Origin of the sequence: Shouchella hunanensis, assembly GCF_028735875.1 — a bacterium.
Taxonomy (GTDB): Bacteria; Bacillota; Bacilli; order Bacillales; family Bacillaceae_D; genus Shouchella; species Shouchella hunanensis.
The window spans coordinates 705,002-722,127 of sequence record NZ_CP117834.1; the positions used below are offsets into that span (position 1 = coordinate 705,002).

Here is a 17,126-nt window from a genome sequence, read left to right on the forward strand (position 1 = left end):
ACTGGAGGAATGAACATGTTAATTCATGCAAAGAAATTAAGTACGTTTACAATGAACGCTACTGACGGTGAACTTGGACAACTGGACGACTATTATATTGATTCCAATACGTTACATGTTCGCTATTTTGTCGGTGACACTCGCACCTGGTTTTTCGGTGGAAAAGTTCTTTTAAATGTGGATGCGTTTACAGCCATTGACGAAGAAAAAGAACAGATTAGTATTAATGCAACAAAAGAGCAAATTAAAAACAGCCCTAAGCCTGATGAAACAGCTCCTATTCATCGACATTATGAACGTGAATTAAGTGACCACTATGGCTGGCCAACATATTGGGCCGTTCCAGCTCATCCAGTTGCAGCTGGCTACGGAACCCATACAACTGCAGGAGCTCCACTTGTGCCACCCGTATTTGTACCAAATGATAAACAAAATACTGAAGAGACAAAAGATGCCATTCGTACCGGTGCAGAGGAACAGAAAATGGATCGAAACCAGCAAGAAAATGTTCATCTTTTCAGCCTCGACGAACTAAAAGGCTATCACGTTCATGCTAAAGGCGGTCAGGTAGGAAAAGTAATGGACTTTGTTCTCCATTATAACCAAAACGTTGATAGTGGGAATTGGACCGTCCGCTACATCGTGATTGATACTGGAGGGTTTATGCAAAAAGAACCTGTTATCGTTCCAGTTCAAACGATAAAAGAGGTAGCATGGTTTGATAACAGCCTCATTATCAATCTTGAAAAAAATAAAATCGAATCGGCCGAAGAACACCCAACCGATCAGACCATTACTTTAGGTGCGGAACAAGCCATATTTGATCACTACAATTTAACTCCGTATTGGCATAACAAAAAAGAAGAAGGCTAATGGCCTTCTTCTTTTTGTTTTTCTTCGCTTTTAGTAGGATCATGATAGTCTTTTTGCTCTAATACGTCTTTTAATTCATCTTCAACACTTGTTTCTGTTAGCGGTACTTTTGAGCGATAAGCTGCTCGAACAATTAAATGTCCAGCTACAGGTGCTGTTAAAAAGACAAAGACAATCCCTAAAATTAATCGGATACTTATATACTGATCCGTCATCCAAAAATAAAAGAAGGTACCGGTTAACGTTAGCAACACAGCTAATGTCGCACTTTTTGTTCCTGCGTGTGATCTCGTGTATACATCGGGGAAACGTATAATCCCTACTGCACTAATGACAGCCATAATCGCACCAGCAAGTATTAAAATTGCTCCGATGGCTTCACCTGTCGCGCTTGCGCTCAATGATGACCCCCCTCTCAATAAATTTAGAGAAAGCGATCGTACTGATAAACGCTAATATCCCAATAATCAAGATCACTTCTAAAAAGGCTCGTGTTTGTAAAACAATTGAGACAACTGCCGCAACCGAAATAAGGTTTACGCCAATGGCGTCAAGGGCAACAACACGATCTGGCATACTTGGACCTTTAATGATGCGGAATGCTGCAATACCAATTGCGGTAGCGAAAAGGAACAAAGCAATAATTAATAGGACTTGAAACATTAGCGTGTCACCTCCATAATTGCCTTTTCGAATTTAGTCAACGCCCGCAGAACAGCATTTTTCGATTCTGGAACGTCCATGGCGTGGATATAAAAAACATTATTTGATGGTGAAATCTCAACAACCACCGAACCAGGTGTGAGCATTATTAAAAGCGAAAGAGCGGTAATTTCCCAATCTCCTTTAAGCTTAGTTTCATACGTGAAAATACCTGGGGTGAAATTCAATTTTGGTGAAAGGATTTGACGAATGATTAATACACTCGAACTAATGAGTTCACGATTAAAGATCAACAATAATTTAAGCCCTGAGTACGCACGCTTTAAATAAAACTCTTTAAAGAAGAACCTTCTCATAACATAAATAATCCCAAGACCAACTAAAAAACCGGCAAATAACGTTGAAAATTCAAATGTATCTTCGTCTTGCAGTAAGACCCATAAGAAGGCAATTAAAATATTTAATAAGAGTTGGCCAAACATTCATCCATACCTCCTCTTCCACTTAAAAACACACTCATGTTAAGCGCCTCCTTGATTTAGAACTGCATCAATGTAGATTGTTGGATTCATTAGCGTTTCAGCAGCATCGCTTACAACCCCAGCAATTCCTTCTACACCAAAACCTAAAGCAAAAGAAGCAGCCACAAAAATGATACTCGGAATGATCATGGCTTTTTTCATTGGAAGCATATCTTCTTTACTAATCGTTGATTCACCAAAGAAAACAGCTCTGAAGATACGTAGCAATGAATAAAGAACAAAGATACTCGATATAAGTGTGAAAGCAAGCAAAACATAAGCACCAGATTCAATTGCACCTTGCGCGACATACACTTTACCGATAAAGCCACTTAATGGTGGAATCCCAGCGAGTGATATCATCGTAATAAAGAACATCCAACCGAGTAGCGGATAGTTTCGTATCATACCACTAACGCGATCGAGCCTACCAACATTTGATAAATAAATGGTAGCACCAATTAACAGGAATAATAGCGCCTTAACGATCATGTCGTGAACAAGGTAGAAAATAGATCCTTCAATAGCGGCTTGATTTGCAATCGCTAGTCCACTTAAAATAAAACCAACTGCTATGACAACATTATATGCAATGATTTTTCTTAGATCATTATAGGCTATGGCGCCGATTGAACCTCCAATCATTGTCAAGATAGCCATTATGCCAATTAACGTGTGCGTAATATCAGGCTCATGGTAGAACAAGAGGGTAAATACACGAAACAACGCATAAATGCCTACTTTCGTAAGAAGAGCACCGAATAGAGCAGCAATTCCCATTGGTGGCGCACCATAGGACCCCGGTAGCCAGAAATATAAAAGCAAGCCTGCTTTGAGACTGAATACAAGCAGAAGAACAATCGCAATTGTCGTTAGAAGTGCAGGTTGTCCTGCTTCTGCCACTCGAAGTGAAAGCTGAGCAAAATTAAGAGTTCCTAACGTTCCATATAAGAAAGCAATCGCTATAAGGAATACAAAAGAAGAAAATACATTCACGAGCACGTATTTAATGGATTCCCTTAATTGTCCTTTTTCCCCACCAAGTACAATTAATGCATATGATGCTAATAGCATTACTTCAAACCCTACGTATAAGTTGAACAAATCTCCAGTTAAAAACGAACACGCAACACCAGCTAAAAGTAAAAGAATTAATGGATAGACAAACATCTTCTCTTTCTCTTCACCAATTGTTGCAAACACATAGATTAACACAATGGCTGCAATAAAATAAGCCGTTGCGGTTAATAGTAGAGAAAAGCTATCCCCTACGAATGTTATTCCGTACGGAGCATCCCAGCCCCCGAAATCAAGGGTTTGAATACCATTGCGTTGCACTTCCACTAATAAATATGTGGAAACACCGAATGTTAAGAGCATCGTTAGAAAACTAATAATTCTTTGAGTCCTAACAAACGGGCGTAGGAAGATCAATATGATTCCAACAATTAATGGGAGGACCATTGGTATTACTAATAAATTACTCATCATTATCATGTCCCCTCAATTTCGTAAGATCATCGGTCTTTAATTCTTTATAAGTCCGATAGGCTAGCACTAGAAAGAAGGCTGTTACACCAAAACTAATAACAATTGCCGTCAAAATGAGCGCTTGCGGCAGTGCATCCGTATAAGAAGCCGCCTCTTCACCGAGTAAAGGCGCACTGGAATCTCTTGAGAACCCACCCATAACAAGAATAAGCATATGAACCGCGTGCGACATAATCGCTGTTCCTAAAATGACACGTAGTAAACTTTTAGAAAGGATTAAATACGTGGCAACAGTGACTAAGATACCAACTAAAATCGACATCATTGTTTCCATAAGTTATACATCCTCACTTATACTAATAATGATAGTGACTACGGTCCCAATAACAGCGAATGCTACCCCTGCTTCAAACAATACGACTGAAGCAAGCGGAATTTCTCCTAAAATAGGTAAAGTAGCAGATACTTCGGTTTGACTTAAGAACGGAACACCGAATGCAAGTGCAGCTAAGCCTGTTCCAACGGACAAAAATGCCCCTACTGCTGCTAATAATTTAAAATCAATTGGCATTCCTTTTCGAACCGTATCAATATCGAACGAGAGCAGCAGTAAGACAAACGCTGAGGCAAGAACTAATCCGCCAACAAAGCCGCCACCTGGTTCATAGTGACCTGCAAGAAACAAGTGCACACCGTACGTCAAAATGATAAACACCGCTATTTTAGAAACGGTTTGAAGGATGACATCATTCGCCTTCAACGTCCTGCCCCCTCTCCTCTTTTTTCGGTTTCAATTTAATTAACACGTACACACCAAGACCAGCAATAAGGAGTACCACAACCTCTAACATCGTATCAAAGGCTCTAAAGTCACCTAAAATCGCGTTCACAATGTTTTGAGCACCAGCAAGCTCATACGCATTCTCATAAAACGATGAAATCGAATCGAAGAACCGATTGTTTTGAACCGATAAAGCTAGTAATGTCACGAGCGTTCCAACTGAAACGGCAATGACTGCATTCATTACTTTAATTCGTGGTTTGCGCGCTTCTTTTTCCCATTCCGGTAAGAAATAAAAACATAGCAGGAACAATGCTGCTGAGACAGTCTCAACAACGAGCTGTGTTAGTGCTAAATCTGGTGCCCGGAAAAAGACAAAGAATAGTGCAAGCAAGTATCCTAATACGCCATTTAACAAAATCGCTGTTAATCTTGATTTTGCAAATGGGATAGAAAGAGCCGTAACAGCCATAACCGCTGCAATAAATCCTTCGTAAATACTGATTGGTGCATCGTTAGACGAATCAATGGAAATGGCGCCTGTGTAAGCGACAACGCCTGTAACAATTACGAGAATGGCAATAAAGATATACACCATATAGTGATACATATTTCCAGTCATGTATCGGTTTGTAAAATTAGTGGACTGATTTTCAAGTGTCAGTAACGAACGGTTGTATAAATTATCGAGGGTCCATTTTCTAGGAAAAAGAGCATAGACTCCTTCCCATTTCGGCCATAATTGATACAGCACAACACCAAAACCAACGACACCTAACGTCATTAACAATTCAGTATTAAAGCCGTGCCATGCAGATATATTAAATTGTGTATCGTATCCCTCCACACCAACAAATGTTGGCATGACCGCTGCATAACCCGGTTTAATAAGGTATTCTCCTAAAAGATTCGGAAAGAAGAAAAACACAATGACTAAGCTTGCTAAAATAACTGGTGAAATAAGCATGCCAATTGGCGCTTCATGCGCTGTTTTTTCAAGTTTTTCTGGTTGATGCTTTCCAAAAAAGGTTTTGAATACAAGAATCATGCTGTAGACAAAGGTGAACACACTTGCAACCCAAGCTACGATTGGAAACAGCATCCCCCATGTATCAATGGAGAAAAACGAGAGCTGCGTTACATCAAGAACAGCAGTGAAAAACATTTCTTTACTTAAGAAGCCATTAAATGGCGGCAAGCCTGCCATTGCAAAACTCCCAACAACTGCTAACGTAAACGTAACTGGCATAATAGCCATAAGTCCACCCAACTTACGAATATCACGTGTCCCTGTTTCGTGGTCGACAATCCCCACAACCATAAAGAGCGCACCTTTAAACGTTGAGTGATTTACTAAATGAAACAGCGCTGTAAAAATAGCTATAGAGTACATCGCCGATGCGGTATCTGCCGCATCAAAGTAAAGCGCCGCTGAACCAATGCCTAGTAAACTCATAATTAAACCAAGTTGGCTAATCGTCGAATAAGCAAGAAGGGCTTTAAGATCTGTCTGTCTAACAGCATTAAAGGAACCCCAGAACAACGTAATCATTCCGACGAGGCTGACGACCCAAAACCATACAGCGTCCCCGCCAAATACAGGTGTAAAACGAGCGACTAAATAAATACCAGCCTTTACCATCGTTGCTGAATGCAAGTACGCACTAACAGGTGTCGGTGCTTCCATTGCATCCGGTAACCAAATGTGAAACGGAAACTGTGCCGACTTCGTAAATGCTCCTAATAGCACTAGCAGCATCGCAGGTATAAAGAGCGTGTGATCTGTATATGCTGCTACATTTGCGATGATTTCACGAATACTGAACGTGTCCATCATCGTTGACAGCATGATGAAACCAGCTAACATTCCGATCCCGCCAGTAACCGTGATTAACATGGATTTTTGTGCCCCATAGCGAGATTGACGTCTATGGTACCAATAAGCAATCAATAGAAAAGATGAAATACTCGTCAATTCCCAGAATAAATAAAGAACCATTAAGTTATCTGAAAAGACAACACCTAACATCGCACCCATGAACATGAGAAGGTAAACGTAAAAATGGCCTAAAGATTCTCGTTCCTTTGACAAATAATAAATGGAATAAAGAATAACAAGGCTTCCTACTCCTGTAATGAGTAAGGCTAATATTAAGCTTAACCCATCTAGATAAGCAGTAAAATTTATGCCAAGTGATGGAATCCAAGGAACTTCATAAATATATACCTCTCCACTAGCAACACTTGGAATAAACTGTACAAGATAAAGAAAGAGTACAATTGGTACGATTAAAACAAACCAGCCTGTATGTACACGCTTTAGTGATTTATACAATAACGGCACAATAAGCGCTATGATGAAAGGCGAAACAATTGCAAGATTTAACATGTACAAAAAAACCTCCTCTGCACGAACTTTGAATCATCTATGGAACATACATATCGCTATAAATTCCTTACAAGTTTACCCTTAGAAAACGAAGCTAACCAAAACTTGTGCTACTTATATTATGGGTGTATGATGGGGTCAATGGCAGGTCGAAATGGTACGACAAGCCAAAATCGCGCAGCATCACGAACCTCACTGCGCGCCTAACTATAATGGATATAGCCTAGATTCTTGCACATCTATCATGGTTAATTGGAAGGTTTTTATTGAAGGGAATCGATTACATGCCTAACTAAATGATTACTTTCTAAAGAAAAGTATATACTATTTTTAGTTAACATGCACCGAATATGCCTTCGCTTTCACTAGTTGTGTCCAAATCGTCACATTTTCAAGCGTCCAGTCAAATTGGTTTTTTGTGCATTTACTATAAAGGAAAAAAACTTTCATTTATTTAAAGATATGGATTGAATTTTTCTGTATGGTGTTATACAATTATTTGGTTTCAAAGCCTCAGTCGCTAAGGGCAACTGGGGGAGTGTTGATATACGTCACATACACAATTTCTTTGTTCTTAGATTTATACTATTAAGCTGAGGTGAACTCTTTCATGAAAAAAGCAAAAGGACGTATGGATGAGAGCATTTTAGTTTGCGTCTATTATGGTCCAAACGGAGAGCGTCTAATAAAACGTGGTGCAAAAATTGCTACTATGCTTGATTGTCCACTTTATGTTTTAACCGTTGATGCACTTCCGTATGATGAATTAGATGCTGAGAAGTCAGCATATGTTGATCGCTGGAAAGAACTTTCTGAGGAATACGATGCGGAAGAATTTATTGTTCGAGACAATGAAAAGAAACCAGCTGTTAAAGTAATCGCAGAGGTTGCCAGAGAGCATCACATTACGCAAATTATTATTGGGCAAACGGCAAAAAGCAGATGGGAAGAAATCACAAAAGGATCTTTTATGAATGTACTTTTAAGAGAAATTCCATTTGTTGACTTTCACGTCGTTTCTTGTGATCGTGCCATTAAAGGACTGGAAGGTCATTTTGAGAAAGGCTGTCGTGCTTATCTTGTTGAAGATGAGGAAGGTTACGCCATCATGTTCTCTCATACAAACAAAGCGAAATACGAGGGTATTTTCTTTAAAGAAACTGGTACGGATTTTAACAACGGTATCTTCAAATTCATGAAGCATAATCGTATGATTCAAGTACACGTTACCGATGATCGTGTCACCGAACCAACGAAAATCTATCCTACTTTAAAAGAAGAAAAACTCCAGAAATAAAACCGGAACAATGCTGTTCCGGTTTTATTTTTTTCCATATATACGAAGAATTTTCTCGGATTCAACTTCATTTATTTCTATTGGAGAGCCACTTGGCTTCCCAAACGGCAGTTGTGCTTTTAACTCCCACCATTCTGGTACTTCCCACTTTTCTTTATCTTCCAAACGTGTTAGCAAAGGATAATGATATAAGTTGGCACCAAATCCTTCTACTTGTAAAGCATTCCAAGCAGTTAGTTGGAGCATGCCAGATGAATGATCTGACCATGATGAGAAGTAATCGAGTTTTTTTGGCTGTTGTTTTTTTGCGTCGGCTATGGCCTGTTGATCTTCAAAGAAAAGAACCGTTCCAAAACCAGCTTTATGGTGCGCTACTTGTTCAAGTATGTCATTTTTAGACATCTCTTTATTCTTTGAAGCATCACTCCAAAATTGGCGATGCTGCTCACCTAAAAGAACCAGCAATTTACTCGATTGAACATTAAAGGGCGTTGGGACATATGTCACTACATGCTCAAGAACATCAAGAAGACGCTCTTTTGAGACGACTGCTTCTGCCGTCACACTTTCGTACGGTCGTCTATTTTGAATAGCCTCAAAGAAAGTAGTCATATCACTTCCCCTTTCAACAAATTGGTTACTCTTTAGTTTACAGAGTAGCGAGGTTTTCCTCAAGAAAACTGCCTGTTATGTTTGACTAAACTTAATGTGCATTTCTGATGGATCTTGAACGATAAACCATGCTTCTCCATGATCGACAATCTCTTTATTAGCACGGTCCCGCACCTGATTAAATGTCTCTTCGTCTTTAACATGTATGGTGTACTGTTCCATACCTACGAACGCTTCTTTTGGTTTTTCCTTGTTTCTTACCCATGTATTAAAACCAAAATGATGGTGGTAGCCTGCCCCTGACATAAACAACGCTTGCTGTCCGAAGTACGTCATCACATCGAATTGAAGAATGTCTTTATAGAAAGTCTCTATATCCGCAAGGTTCTTCACATGGGTATGAATATGTCCCATCGTCAAACCATCCGGAATGCCGTCCCATTCTTCAGCTAATGCATGCAGACCCGTTACGTCTAAAGGTTTTGTGTCCATGACAATCATACCATTCTCTTCATATGACCAAGTCGTTCGTGGACGATCACGATAAAGCTCAATTCCATTTCCATCCGGATCTTGAATATAGACTGCTTCACTGACAAGATGATCGGCTCCACCCATTTCAATGTTATGAGCAAGTAAGTGTTTTATCTGTGTGCCAAGGGATTCACGATCCGGGTATAATAATGCAATATGATAAAGTCCTACATATAACTGACCTGGGTTCTTCTTCGCTTCTTTATTCTCTCTTAATGTGATGAGGAGCTTCCCTTCGTTTGAAAACAACTTTGCTTCTTTATCGTTTAATTCAATATGTGTAAACCCAATGATTTCCTTATAAAAGGAAACTGATTCATGCACGTTCGTTACGGTTAAGATCACTTCTCCTAATGTTAGGTGTTCATACATGTAAAAACGCCTCCTTCATATACTAATTCTATAAAGAAATTGTATAATGACGATTCAATAATTGGAAGTACGCACTAATTTGTACTATAGTATATAAAAAGATACTTAATCGCGAGGTGGAATTAATGGAATCATCCTGTCAAGTCGATACAGCACTCGAAATTTTAGTCGGAAAATGGAAGCACAAAATTTTATTTCAGTTAATTAACCACGATGTGATGCGCTTTAACGAATTAAAGCGGGCTATCCCTGGCATTACACAAAAAATGCTTACTTCTCAATTACGTGAGCTAGAACAGAACGATATTATCCAACGACAAGTTTATCCTCAAATCCCACCAAAAGTTGAGTATTCCATGACACCTTATGGAGAAAGTTTAAAACCTCTCCTTGATGCCATGCACAGCTGGGGCTCTAATCATATTAAACATTTAGATCAACTATTTCCACAGACAAATGAACAATAAAAAATTCAAGCGTGTATTGCTTGAATTTTTTATGGCTTTGTCACTTTAAGAACCCACCAAATAAGAACGAATTGTAATGGCAATCGAAGCCACAGTGCATACACTGGGATATCATATTGTGCCGGAAAAAACGCCATATACACATTCACAGGAAAAATAAGCAACAAAAAGAGGGTTGTCCAAATGCCCGCTCTAGAACGTGTTGGTTTGTAGATAAGTAAAATAGCTAATGCTATTTCAACAATCCCTGATGCATAAACAATAAATAGTCGAAATGGTACCCATTCTGGCATCGCCTCTACAAAAAAACCATCCATAATAAAATGCCCGACCCCAGCTAAAAAGAACAATAATGAAAACAGATAAAGTCCAATGACTCGGAACATGACTACGTACTCCTATTCTCTAGTAACAGTTAATTCTGGTAACCACTGACTCATATGTGCTTCAACGTCATCAAGGTGCTTTTCCACATCTGGCAAATCATAATCCGTTAAATCTTTCATCGGTGTCACTTGATAATTGTGGTCACCTTCATCGAATTGAACATAGGTTGGCATAAGAGAAGGATTAATAGCTTGCGCCTTTTTCCCTGTTAATTTCTGCAAATCAAAAGTGAAAATGCCCCCTACTCGCCTCGGATGATCATATTGACCTGATAGAAAATTACCGAGTGAATAAACCACTAGCATATCATGGTCGTGCTTGCCTTCTACCCATTCAATTGGTTGAAGTACATGAGGATGATGACCAATGACAGCAGTAGCACCACTATCGGCAGCTACTTGAACCAAGTCACGTTGGTGTTGATTCGGAAAATCAACGTATTCTTCGCCAGCATGTAGGGCAACAAGAACCGCATCGACCTCTTTGTCTGCTTCCCTAATTTGCTCTGCCATAAACGACGCCTCAGCAAAATTCACTAAATAATCCCTTCCATTTGGTACAGGGATCCCGTTTGTTCCATATGTATAGCTTAGTATAGCAATGGAGATGCCTTGACTCTCAATAATACGTAAATCCTTTGCGTCTTCTTTATTTCGGAAGGCTCCTGTATACGTCATATTTAGTTCGTCCCAATAATCTAAGGCGTTCAGAATTGATTGAGGCCCGCGATCGAGGGTATGATTATTCGCTAACGTTACAACGTTTACACCAGCTTCTTTCAACGCATCACCCACTTCAAACGGTGAATTGAAAGCTGGATACCCTGACAATCCAAGTGCTTCCCCACCAATCATTGTCTCTTGATTCGCAATGGTTACATCTGCCGCTTGTAAGTATGGAGCGACATTGTCAAACATTGGTGAGAAATCAAATCCCCCTTCAACCCTTGCATCATCATACACACGATCGTGGATCAAAATATCCCCCACTGCACATATCGTCGCAGTCAATTGAAAGCGGTTTGAATCAACAGAACGCTCCATTCTCTCTTGCTGCTTCATTCCCTCTAAGAACAATACGTCTTTTGCAGTCGCTTCTACTTCTGACTGACAACCACTCGCTAGTAGCATCAGCAAACCAAAAGTAGTAGTGGCTCGCTTCATCTAACGTCTCCCCCAGACTAATCTCCTGTCACAGCTACTTCTTCTTTTCCTCTACTGTTTACTTCATCATGTAAGTGACAAGCAGCATAATGACCAGGCTTATATTCCTTCATTTCTGGTTCCATAATAGCACATTTTTCCATTACTTTGGGACATCTCGTCCGGAATACACAACCACTTGGTGGAGAAATAGGACTAGGAATCTCTCCTTTTAATAAAATGGTTTCACGCTTGTCTTCCAAATCAGGGTCGGGAATGGGAATCGCTGATAACAATGCCTCTGTATAAGGGTGTAAGGGCGTTTTATATAGTTGCTCACTGGTGGTTAATTCAACGAGCTTACCTAAATACATCACTCCTATACGATTACTAATATGCCTCACCATTGATAAATCGTGGGCGATGAACAAAAACGTTAACCCTTGTTCCCGTTGAAGCTTTTGCAATAGATTTACGACTTGCGCTTGAATTGAGACATCTAAAGCGGAGATCGGTTCATCCGCAACAATAAATTTGGGATTTAACGCTAGCGCTCTAGCGATGCCGATACGCTGCCGCTGCCCTCCACTAAATTCATGGGGATATCGATTTGCATGCTCTTTGCTCAAGCCAACCGTTTCCAGTAGTTCAAAAACTCTTTCCTTTCTTTGTTTCCCCTTTAAGCGACCATGTACATCTAGCCCTTCGGCAATGATATCCATTACCATTGAACGGGGATTTAATGATGCATATGGATCTTGAAAAATCATCTGCATACTTTGATCCAGCACTTTCTTTTGCATGGCAGAGGCTTGATGAATATCTTGATTTTTAAAGAGAACGCTCCCTGAGCTAGGTTGATAGAGACGTACTATTGTTCGCCCAAGAGTCGATTTCCCACATCCCGATTCTCCTACTAATCCAAACATTTCTCCTTTTTTTATTGCAAAAGATACACCATCTACCGCTTTAAGCGTTTTGTTCTTTTTTAATTGAAAATGTTTCTTTAAATCCTTTACTTCTACCATAACGTCTTCTTTCATCATGTTGACTTCATCTCCCATAACGAAGAACTTAAAAAACGCCTCACACCGCACAATTCCTTCTCATAAACAGAATTTAGCGGCACTTCTTCCACTACTTTACCGGTTTTTGGTGCATGAATGATGTTGCCATCTCCTGCATACATGGCAACATGATGGACCCTGCCTTTCCCTTCTTCATAGGCAAAGTAGAGAAGATCTCCTTCTTTCATATCCTGTTCAACTATGGTATCCCCTGAACGATATTGATTGGAGGCATCCCGAGGAATCGTTATTCCACTTACTTTGTGAAGTCGATAAACAAAGCCAGAGCAGTCAAAACCAAACCCACTCATTCCTGCCCATAAGTATGGTAATCCTAAAAAGCGACGTGCTTCTGTTAACAAAGAGTGCCCGCCTTTTTTGTTGAATGATAAGCGGACATCCTCTCGTTTTATTAAGGCATTGCCCAGCGGTGTTTCCACTTTAATCCAGTCGATTGATTCATCTAAAACCGTTAGTTCTGTTCCATAGCTGACTTGAAGCCATGCTTTCTTTTCTTTTGTAAAGAGCCACGCTTTTTGTTGAACGATGATCACTCGATCTTTCGTTTGTTCATTCGGAATGCCTGCTACAAGATGTTGACTTGGTACCCAGCCTGGATATCCGTTTTCATTTTTAATTGTTGGCTGATCCGGTATTATGACCTCTTTCCACCCATTTACTTCTTGAACCACATAGACAGGTTCATTAAATAGAAGCTGCGTTTGCGCCAGGTCGTTCGTACAAAGCTGAAGACGATCATCATAAGTCATTTTTTCTAAATAGCTTTTTAGTTGATATGGCTCTCGTGTAATAAGGTAATCAATGGAGCGAGGTGACGCTTTTGTCGTCCACACAGTTGAGACTGGTACACTTACACATTCTATACTCATCCTTATTCACTCCTTCACACCTGGTTCAATGGATACCATTTTCTTATCGGTGTCTAACGTAGCTTGAGCACCATAAGGTACCGAATAAACGGGCATACAATGGCCGATCGAAAATCCTTTCATACAAGGCTTTCCATCTTGATTTAAATAATGATCCAACACCTCATCTAACGTTAAAGAACGATGGCGTTTTTTCGGTGAACAGTTATTAAAATTGCCGATAACAAAACCACTTGCATCGTCAAGAATACCTGCGAGCTTGAGTTGATTCAGCATGCGATCAATACGATACGGCTCTTCTTCAATTTCTTCAATAAAAAGAATAGCCCCTTTTGCATTGAGCTGGTACTGACTACCCACTAAGCTTGATAGCAAAGTTAAATTCCCCCCGACAAATGGGCCGCTCACACGTCCACTTTGCAGAATCGAAATGGGCTCTGTCTGCTCCGTCAACATAAGAGGGGTTGGCTTAACAATTTGACTCAACCCTTGTTCGGTTACCGAGTCAATCTCACCTGTTAAGTCTGAGCTCATCATCGGGCCATGAAAGGTTACAAGCCCTGTTTCTTGATGAATGGCTGTATGCAAGCACGTAATATCACTATAGCCCCAAAAAACTTTTGGATGTTTTGCAATTAGTTGATAATCAATCTGATCGACAATACGCGGTGTGCCGTAGCCACCACAAGCACAGAAAACACCCGCAATATCTTGATTTGCAAACATATCCTCTAAAGCTTTTATTCTGTGGGAATCAACAGCACTTAAATAGCCGTACCCGTCCGTTAAGTGAGGGGAGGTCACAATTGTGATCCCCATTTTTTCATACAGATGTTTGCTCTTTTCAATATTCTTCATTAACGGTGTACTAGCTGGCGCGATAACGCCAATCGTATCTCCCGCCTTAATCGGTTTCGGGTAGATTGTTTTCATTGATTTGAACCTCCAAATAGAAAGAAGGAGAGAGACAAAAGCTCCCTCCCCTAGCTTATTCGTTTAAATCTGCCCATTTTAATTCTGTATACCCAACTGGATGACGAACAATGCCAGACACGGCATCATTTTCTAGAACCGGTTGATTATAGAAATACAACGGGAAGAACGGCATTTCATCTAACACTAATGCTTCTGCTTCATGTAAAAGCTCGAATCGACGCTCTTCATCAGCCTCGGCTTTTGAGTCAGCAATTAACTGGTCATACGTTTCATTCGACCATGCTGTTCTGTTCATTGAACTATCGGTAATAAAACTCTCCAAGAAATTAATAGGATCAGCATAATCAGCTATGAAGGACGAACGGGACATTTGCATTTCTAACCCACGTTGACGATCTAAAAAGACACTTGACTCGACCACTTCAAGATTCACATCTACCTCTAGGTTTTCCGCGTACATTTGCTGCAGACTTTCCGCAATACGCTCATGTTCTGCTGGCCCTGAACTATATGATATGGTTACATTCGGCAAGGTTTCGTACCCTTCTTCTTCCATTCCTTCTTTTAAAAGTTGTTGGGCTTCTTCCACATCATATGCAAATAAGTCTCCGCCGACTTCTCTAAAATCCTCCCCGGACGGCTCTGGAAAACCGTAGGCAACAAATCCTCCAGCTGGTCGTTGATTTTGACGAATGACGCTTTCCACAATTGTTTCACGATCAACCGCTTTTGCAAACGCTTGACGGATCTTTTTATTTTGAAACGGCTCTTCTGTCGTTAAGAAACGGTAGAAGTATGTTCCTGCCTGATCATATAAATCCACTTCCCCACTGGCAATTAACTCTTCAGCTAAATCGGCCGGAGGTGTTGTCGTATGCAAACCACCTTGCTCATATAAGCTGTATGCTGTATTTTGATCTTCTAACATTAACCATGTGGCACCATCCAGCGCAACACTTTCTGCATCCCAATAGTGATTATTTCGCGTCATTCGTAGCTCTGTATTATGATCCCAGCCTGTTAAGGTAAACGGTCCGTTCCCAACATACGTGCTCGCTTCTTGATGCCATGACCCATTTTCTTCAACTGTGTCTTTATGTACAGGGAAGAAGGATGGATTCGTAATAAGGTTTAAGAAATATTGTTGCGGACTATTCAATACAACCTCTAGCGTCTTTTCATCTAGCGCCGTAACCATGACATCTTCTTCAGTGCCGTCACCTTCATAAAATTCAGTTGCGCCTTCAATTAAATTTGCTAGAAATGCCGCTGGCGACCCTGTATCTGGATGAACGAGTCGCTTCCACGCATACTCAAAGTCTTCTGCAGTAACCGGATCACCGTTAGACCAGTTTGCATTCTCACGTAGATAAAAGGTGTAGGTTAATCCATCTTCCGAAACCTCATAGCGTTCGGCAGTCGCTTCTTCAGGTACGTGATCGGCATTTAATCTCATCAAACCTTCCATAATATTGTTAAGAGGCGCACTAGACACCGATTCGAACGCAATTTGCGGGTCAAGACTTACTGGCTCCGCACCATTATTCACAATTAAGATCTTGTCTCCCCCGTCCGAATCATTCGTATCATCATTACCACCTGGATCTGCATCATTTGACGTACCCGTTGTACATGCCGCTAACATCATTGTTGCTGCCATTGTTCCTACTAGCCATTTCTTTTGCATGAAAATTCCCCCTTTTTTTTGTTATGCAAGTTCTTCAAAAACACCCTTTGATCTTGGATCAAGTAACCAACATGCGGCTTTATGAGTTGACGTAATCGCTGTGGTTTCTGGCATGTGGTAACGACAAACATCCATTGCAAAACGACAACGTGCAGCAAATGGACACCCTGAAGGTGGTGCAAATAAATCAGGTGGTGTACCAGCGATTGGAATGAGCTCTTCTTTTGCATCATCTAACCGTGGAATGGATTGTAATAACCCTTTTGTATAAGGATGAGCTGCTTGATAAAACAACTCTCGACGGTTGCTTCGTTCAATCACTTTTCCTGCATACATAACGTGTACACGATCTGCTAGCTGAGCAACCACCCCAAGGTCATGCGTGATTAAAATGATCGCTACACCTGTTTTACGTTGCACTTCTTTAAAAAGCGCTAAAATCTGTGCTTGAATGGTGACATCTAGTGCCGTTGTTGGCTCGTCAGCAATTAAAATATCTGGTTCGCAAATAAGGGCCATCGCAATCATGAGCCGTTGTCGCATCCCACCGCTAAACTCATGTGGATATTGCTTTAAACGCTCCTCCCCACTTGATATACCGACAATGGTTAGCATCTCAAGTGCTTTTTCATTTGCTTTAGCAAGAGAAATGGACGTATGTTTCCGAATGCCTTCTGTTAATTGTGTACCAATTGTCAGCGTGGGATTTAGTGATGTCATAGGATCTTGAAAGATCATCGATAGATCAAACCCTTGAATACGTCTCATTTTCTTATCAGACAACTTCAACAAGTTCTGACCTTTAAACCAAATTTCACCACTTTTCACTTTCGCAATTCCTTTTGGCAATAAACGCATCATACTTTGTGCAGTGACGCTTTTTCCACAACCACTCTCTCCAACAATGGCAAGGGTTTCCCCTTTTTCTAAAGTTAGATCCACACCTCTAACAGCCTGAACTTCGCCACCATATGTTTTAAAATGAATATGTAAATCTTTTACTTCCAATAAAGGCAT

General features: G+C 40.4%; 19 protein-coding genes. 3 read left to right on the top strand and 16 right to left on the bottom strand.

Annotated features, from left to right (window positions below):
* Nucleotides 1–15: 15 nt before the first annotated feature.
* The gene (locus tag PQ477_RS03850) at nucleotides 16–873 is read left to right on the top strand and encodes a PRC-barrel domain-containing protein (protein ID WP_144559704.1); all 858 of its coding nucleotides are present in this window, start codon (nucleotides 16–18) and stop codon (nucleotides 871–873) included.
* On the opposite strand, the gene PQ477_RS03855 is transcribed toward PQ477_RS03850, so the two are convergent.
* From PQ477_RS03855 to PQ477_RS03885, 7 genes are read right to left on the bottom strand one after another with little or no spacing between them, the layout of a single operon-like run.
* On the bottom strand, nucleotides 870–1,274 hold the full coding sequence (locus PQ477_RS03855; protein ID WP_060704810.1) for a Na+/H+ antiporter subunit G: 405 nt from the start codon (nucleotides 1,272–1,274) through the stop codon (nucleotides 870–872). The genes PQ477_RS03850 and PQ477_RS03855 overlap by 4 nt on opposite strands.
* A complete protein-coding gene (locus PQ477_RS03860) occupies nucleotides 1,252–1,536 on the bottom strand; it encodes a Na(+)/H(+) antiporter subunit F1 (RefSeq protein WP_035394708.1) in 285 nt (94 codons plus the stop codon). Before PQ477_RS03860 ends, PQ477_RS03855 begins: the two co-directional genes overlap by 23 nt.
* Nucleotides 1,536–2,018, bottom strand: coding sequence for a Na+/H+ antiporter subunit E (locus PQ477_RS03865; protein ID WP_035394710.1), 483 nt, complete (start codon nucleotides 2,016–2,018; stop codon nucleotides 1,536–1,538). Before PQ477_RS03865 ends, PQ477_RS03860 begins: the two co-directional genes overlap by 1 nt.
* 39 nt (nucleotides 2,019–2,057) lie before the next feature.
* A complete protein-coding gene (locus PQ477_RS03870; protein WP_144560525.1) occupies nucleotides 2,058–3,545 on the bottom strand; it encodes a Na+/H+ antiporter subunit D in 1,488 nt (495 codons plus the stop codon).
* Nucleotides 3,538–3,882 carry a Na(+)/H(+) antiporter subunit C gene (locus PQ477_RS03875; RefSeq protein ID WP_035394712.1) on the bottom strand — a complete coding sequence of 115 codons (345 nt, stop codon included), beginning with the start codon at nucleotides 3,880–3,882 and terminating at the stop codon, nucleotides 3,538–3,540. Before PQ477_RS03875 ends, PQ477_RS03870 begins: the two co-directional genes overlap by 8 nt.
* A gap of 3 nt (nucleotides 3,883–3,885) precedes the next feature.
* A complete protein-coding gene (locus PQ477_RS03880; RefSeq protein ID WP_035394713.1) occupies nucleotides 3,886–4,308 on the bottom strand; it encodes a Na(+)/H(+) antiporter subunit B in 423 nt (140 codons plus the stop codon).
* The gene (locus PQ477_RS03885; RefSeq protein WP_432813886.1) at nucleotides 4,295–6,718 is read right to left on the bottom strand and encodes a Na+/H+ antiporter subunit A; all 2,424 of its coding nucleotides are present in this window, start codon (nucleotides 6,716–6,718) and stop codon (nucleotides 4,295–4,297) included. The genes PQ477_RS03880 and PQ477_RS03885 overlap by 14 nt, the downstream gene beginning before the upstream one ends.
* A gap of 610 nt (nucleotides 6,719–7,328) precedes the next feature.
* Here PQ477_RS03885 and PQ477_RS03890 point away from each other — a divergent pair.
* Entirely contained in the window at nucleotides 7,329–8,015 is a 687-nt protein-coding gene (locus tag PQ477_RS03890) for a universal stress protein (RefSeq protein ID WP_035394715.1), read from the top strand.
* A 24-nt stretch (nucleotides 8,016–8,039) separates the two neighbouring features.
* Here the strand turns inward: PQ477_RS03890 and PQ477_RS03895 are convergent, their stop codons facing one another.
* On the bottom strand, nucleotides 8,040–8,627 hold the full coding sequence (locus PQ477_RS03895; protein ID WP_274272980.1) for a nitroreductase family protein: 588 nt from the start codon (nucleotides 8,625–8,627) through the stop codon (nucleotides 8,040–8,042).
* Between the two features lie 75 nt (nucleotides 8,628–8,702).
* Complete coding sequence (locus tag PQ477_RS03900) at nucleotides 8,703–9,533, bottom strand: VOC family protein (RefSeq protein ID WP_035394718.1); 831 nt, start codon at nucleotides 9,531–9,533, stop codon at nucleotides 8,703–8,705.
* 125 nt (nucleotides 9,534–9,658) lie between these two features.
* Between PQ477_RS03900 and PQ477_RS03905 the strand changes: the two genes are divergently transcribed.
* The gene (locus PQ477_RS03905) at nucleotides 9,659–10,000 is read left to right on the top strand and encodes a winged helix-turn-helix transcriptional regulator (protein ID WP_035394720.1); all 342 of its coding nucleotides are present in this window, start codon (nucleotides 9,659–9,661) and stop codon (nucleotides 9,998–10,000) included.
* A 29-nt stretch (nucleotides 10,001–10,029) separates the two neighbouring features.
* On the opposite strand, the gene PQ477_RS03910 is transcribed toward PQ477_RS03905, so the two are convergent.
* The 7 genes from PQ477_RS03910 to PQ477_RS03940 are packed head-to-tail and all read right to left on the bottom strand — an operon-like array spanning nucleotide 10,030 to nucleotide 17,126.
* Nucleotides 10,030–10,386 (bottom strand): DoxX family protein, encoded by a 357-nt coding sequence (locus PQ477_RS03910; RefSeq protein WP_144559709.1) that lies wholly within the window; start codon nucleotides 10,384–10,386, stop codon nucleotides 10,030–10,032.
* A 12-nt stretch (nucleotides 10,387–10,398) separates the two neighbouring features.
* The gene (locus PQ477_RS03915; protein WP_274272981.1) at nucleotides 10,399–11,550 is read right to left on the bottom strand and encodes a CapA family protein; all 1,152 of its coding nucleotides are present in this window, start codon (nucleotides 11,548–11,550) and stop codon (nucleotides 10,399–10,401) included.
* Nucleotides 11,551–11,567: 17 nt separating this feature from the next.
* Entirely contained in the window at nucleotides 11,568–12,572 is a 1,005-nt protein-coding gene (locus PQ477_RS03920; protein WP_274273543.1) for an ABC transporter ATP-binding protein, read from the bottom strand.
* A complete protein-coding gene (locus tag PQ477_RS03925) occupies nucleotides 12,572–13,486 on the bottom strand; it encodes a C40 family peptidase (protein WP_274272982.1) in 915 nt (304 codons plus the stop codon). Before PQ477_RS03925 ends, PQ477_RS03920 begins: the two co-directional genes overlap by 1 nt.
* A 6-nt stretch (nucleotides 13,487–13,492) precedes the next feature.
* On the bottom strand, nucleotides 13,493–14,419 hold the full coding sequence (locus PQ477_RS03930) for a S66 peptidase family protein (RefSeq protein ID WP_144559715.1): 927 nt from the start codon (nucleotides 14,417–14,419) through the stop codon (nucleotides 13,493–13,495).
* 55 nt (nucleotides 14,420–14,474) lie between these two features.
* The gene (locus tag PQ477_RS03935) at nucleotides 14,475–16,109 is read right to left on the bottom strand and encodes a peptide ABC transporter substrate-binding protein (protein WP_274272983.1); all 1,635 of its coding nucleotides are present in this window, start codon (nucleotides 16,107–16,109) and stop codon (nucleotides 14,475–14,477) included.
* A gap of 21 nt (nucleotides 16,110–16,130) precedes the next feature.
* Complete coding sequence (locus PQ477_RS03940; RefSeq protein WP_274272984.1) at nucleotides 16,131–17,126, bottom strand: ABC transporter ATP-binding protein; 996 nt, start codon at nucleotides 17,124–17,126, stop codon at nucleotides 16,131–16,133.

What these genes read in the sequence shown, in the direction of transcription:
- PQ477_RS03850 (WP_144559704.1), top strand. Translation starts at nt 16, where the DNA reads ATGTTAATTCATGCAAAGAAATTAAGTACGTTTACAATGAACGCTACT.
- PQ477_RS03860 (WP_035394708.1), bottom strand. Translation starts at nt 1,536, where the DNA reads ATGTTTCAAGTCCTATTAATTATTGCTTTGTTCCTTTTCGCTACCGCA.
- PQ477_RS03865 (WP_035394710.1), bottom strand. Translation starts at nt 2,018, where the DNA reads ATGTTTGGCCAACTCTTATTAAATATTTTAATTGCCTTCTTATGGGTC.
- PQ477_RS03870 (WP_144560525.1), bottom strand. Translation starts at nt 3,545, where the DNA reads ATGAGTAATTTATTAGTAATACCAATGGTCCTCCCATTAATTGTTGGA.
- PQ477_RS03875 (WP_035394712.1), bottom strand. Translation starts at nt 3,882, where the DNA reads ATGGAAACAATGATGTCGATTTTAGTTGGTATCTTAGTCACTGTTGCC.
- PQ477_RS03885 (WP_432813886.1), bottom strand. Translation starts at nt 6,718, where the DNA reads ATGTTAAATCTTGCAATTGTTTCGCCTTTCATCATAGCGCTTATTGTG.
- PQ477_RS03890 (WP_035394715.1), top strand. Translation starts at nt 7,329, where the DNA reads ATGAAAAAAGCAAAAGGACGTATGGATGAGAGCATTTTAGTTTGCGTC.
- PQ477_RS03895 (WP_274272980.1), bottom strand. Translation starts at nt 8,627, where the DNA reads ATGACTACTTTCTTTGAGGCTATTCAAAATAGACGACCGTACGAAAGT.
- PQ477_RS03900 (WP_035394718.1), bottom strand. Translation starts at nt 9,533, where the DNA reads ATGTATGAACACCTAACATTAGGAGAAGTGATCTTAACCGTAACGAAC.
- PQ477_RS03905 (WP_035394720.1), top strand. Translation starts at nt 9,659, where the DNA reads ATGGAATCATCCTGTCAAGTCGATACAGCACTCGAAATTTTAGTCGGA.
- PQ477_RS03910 (WP_144559709.1), bottom strand. Translation starts at nt 10,386, where the DNA reads ATGTTCCGAGTCATTGGACTTTATCTGTTTTCATTATTGTTCTTTTTA.
- PQ477_RS03915 (WP_274272981.1), bottom strand. Translation starts at nt 11,550, where the DNA reads ATGAAGCGAGCCACTACTACTTTTGGTTTGCTGATGCTACTAGCGAGT.
- PQ477_RS03920 (WP_274273543.1), bottom strand. Translation starts at nt 12,572, where the DNA reads ATGAAAGAAGACGTTATGGTAGAAGTAAAGGATTTAAAGAAACATTTT.
- PQ477_RS03925 (WP_274272982.1), bottom strand. Translation starts at nt 13,486, where the DNA reads ATGAGTATAGAATGTGTAAGTGTACCAGTCTCAACTGTGTGGACGACA.
- PQ477_RS03930 (WP_144559715.1), bottom strand. Translation starts at nt 14,419, where the DNA reads ATGAAAACAATCTACCCGAAACCGATTAAGGCGGGAGATACGATTGGC.
- PQ477_RS03935 (WP_274272983.1), bottom strand. Translation starts at nt 16,109, where the DNA reads ATGCAAAAGAAATGGCTAGTAGGAACAATGGCAGCAACAATGATGTTA.
- PQ477_RS03940 (WP_274272984.1), bottom strand. Translation starts at nt 17,126, where the DNA reads ATGCCTTTATTGGAAGTAAAAGATTTACATATTCATTTTAAAACATAT.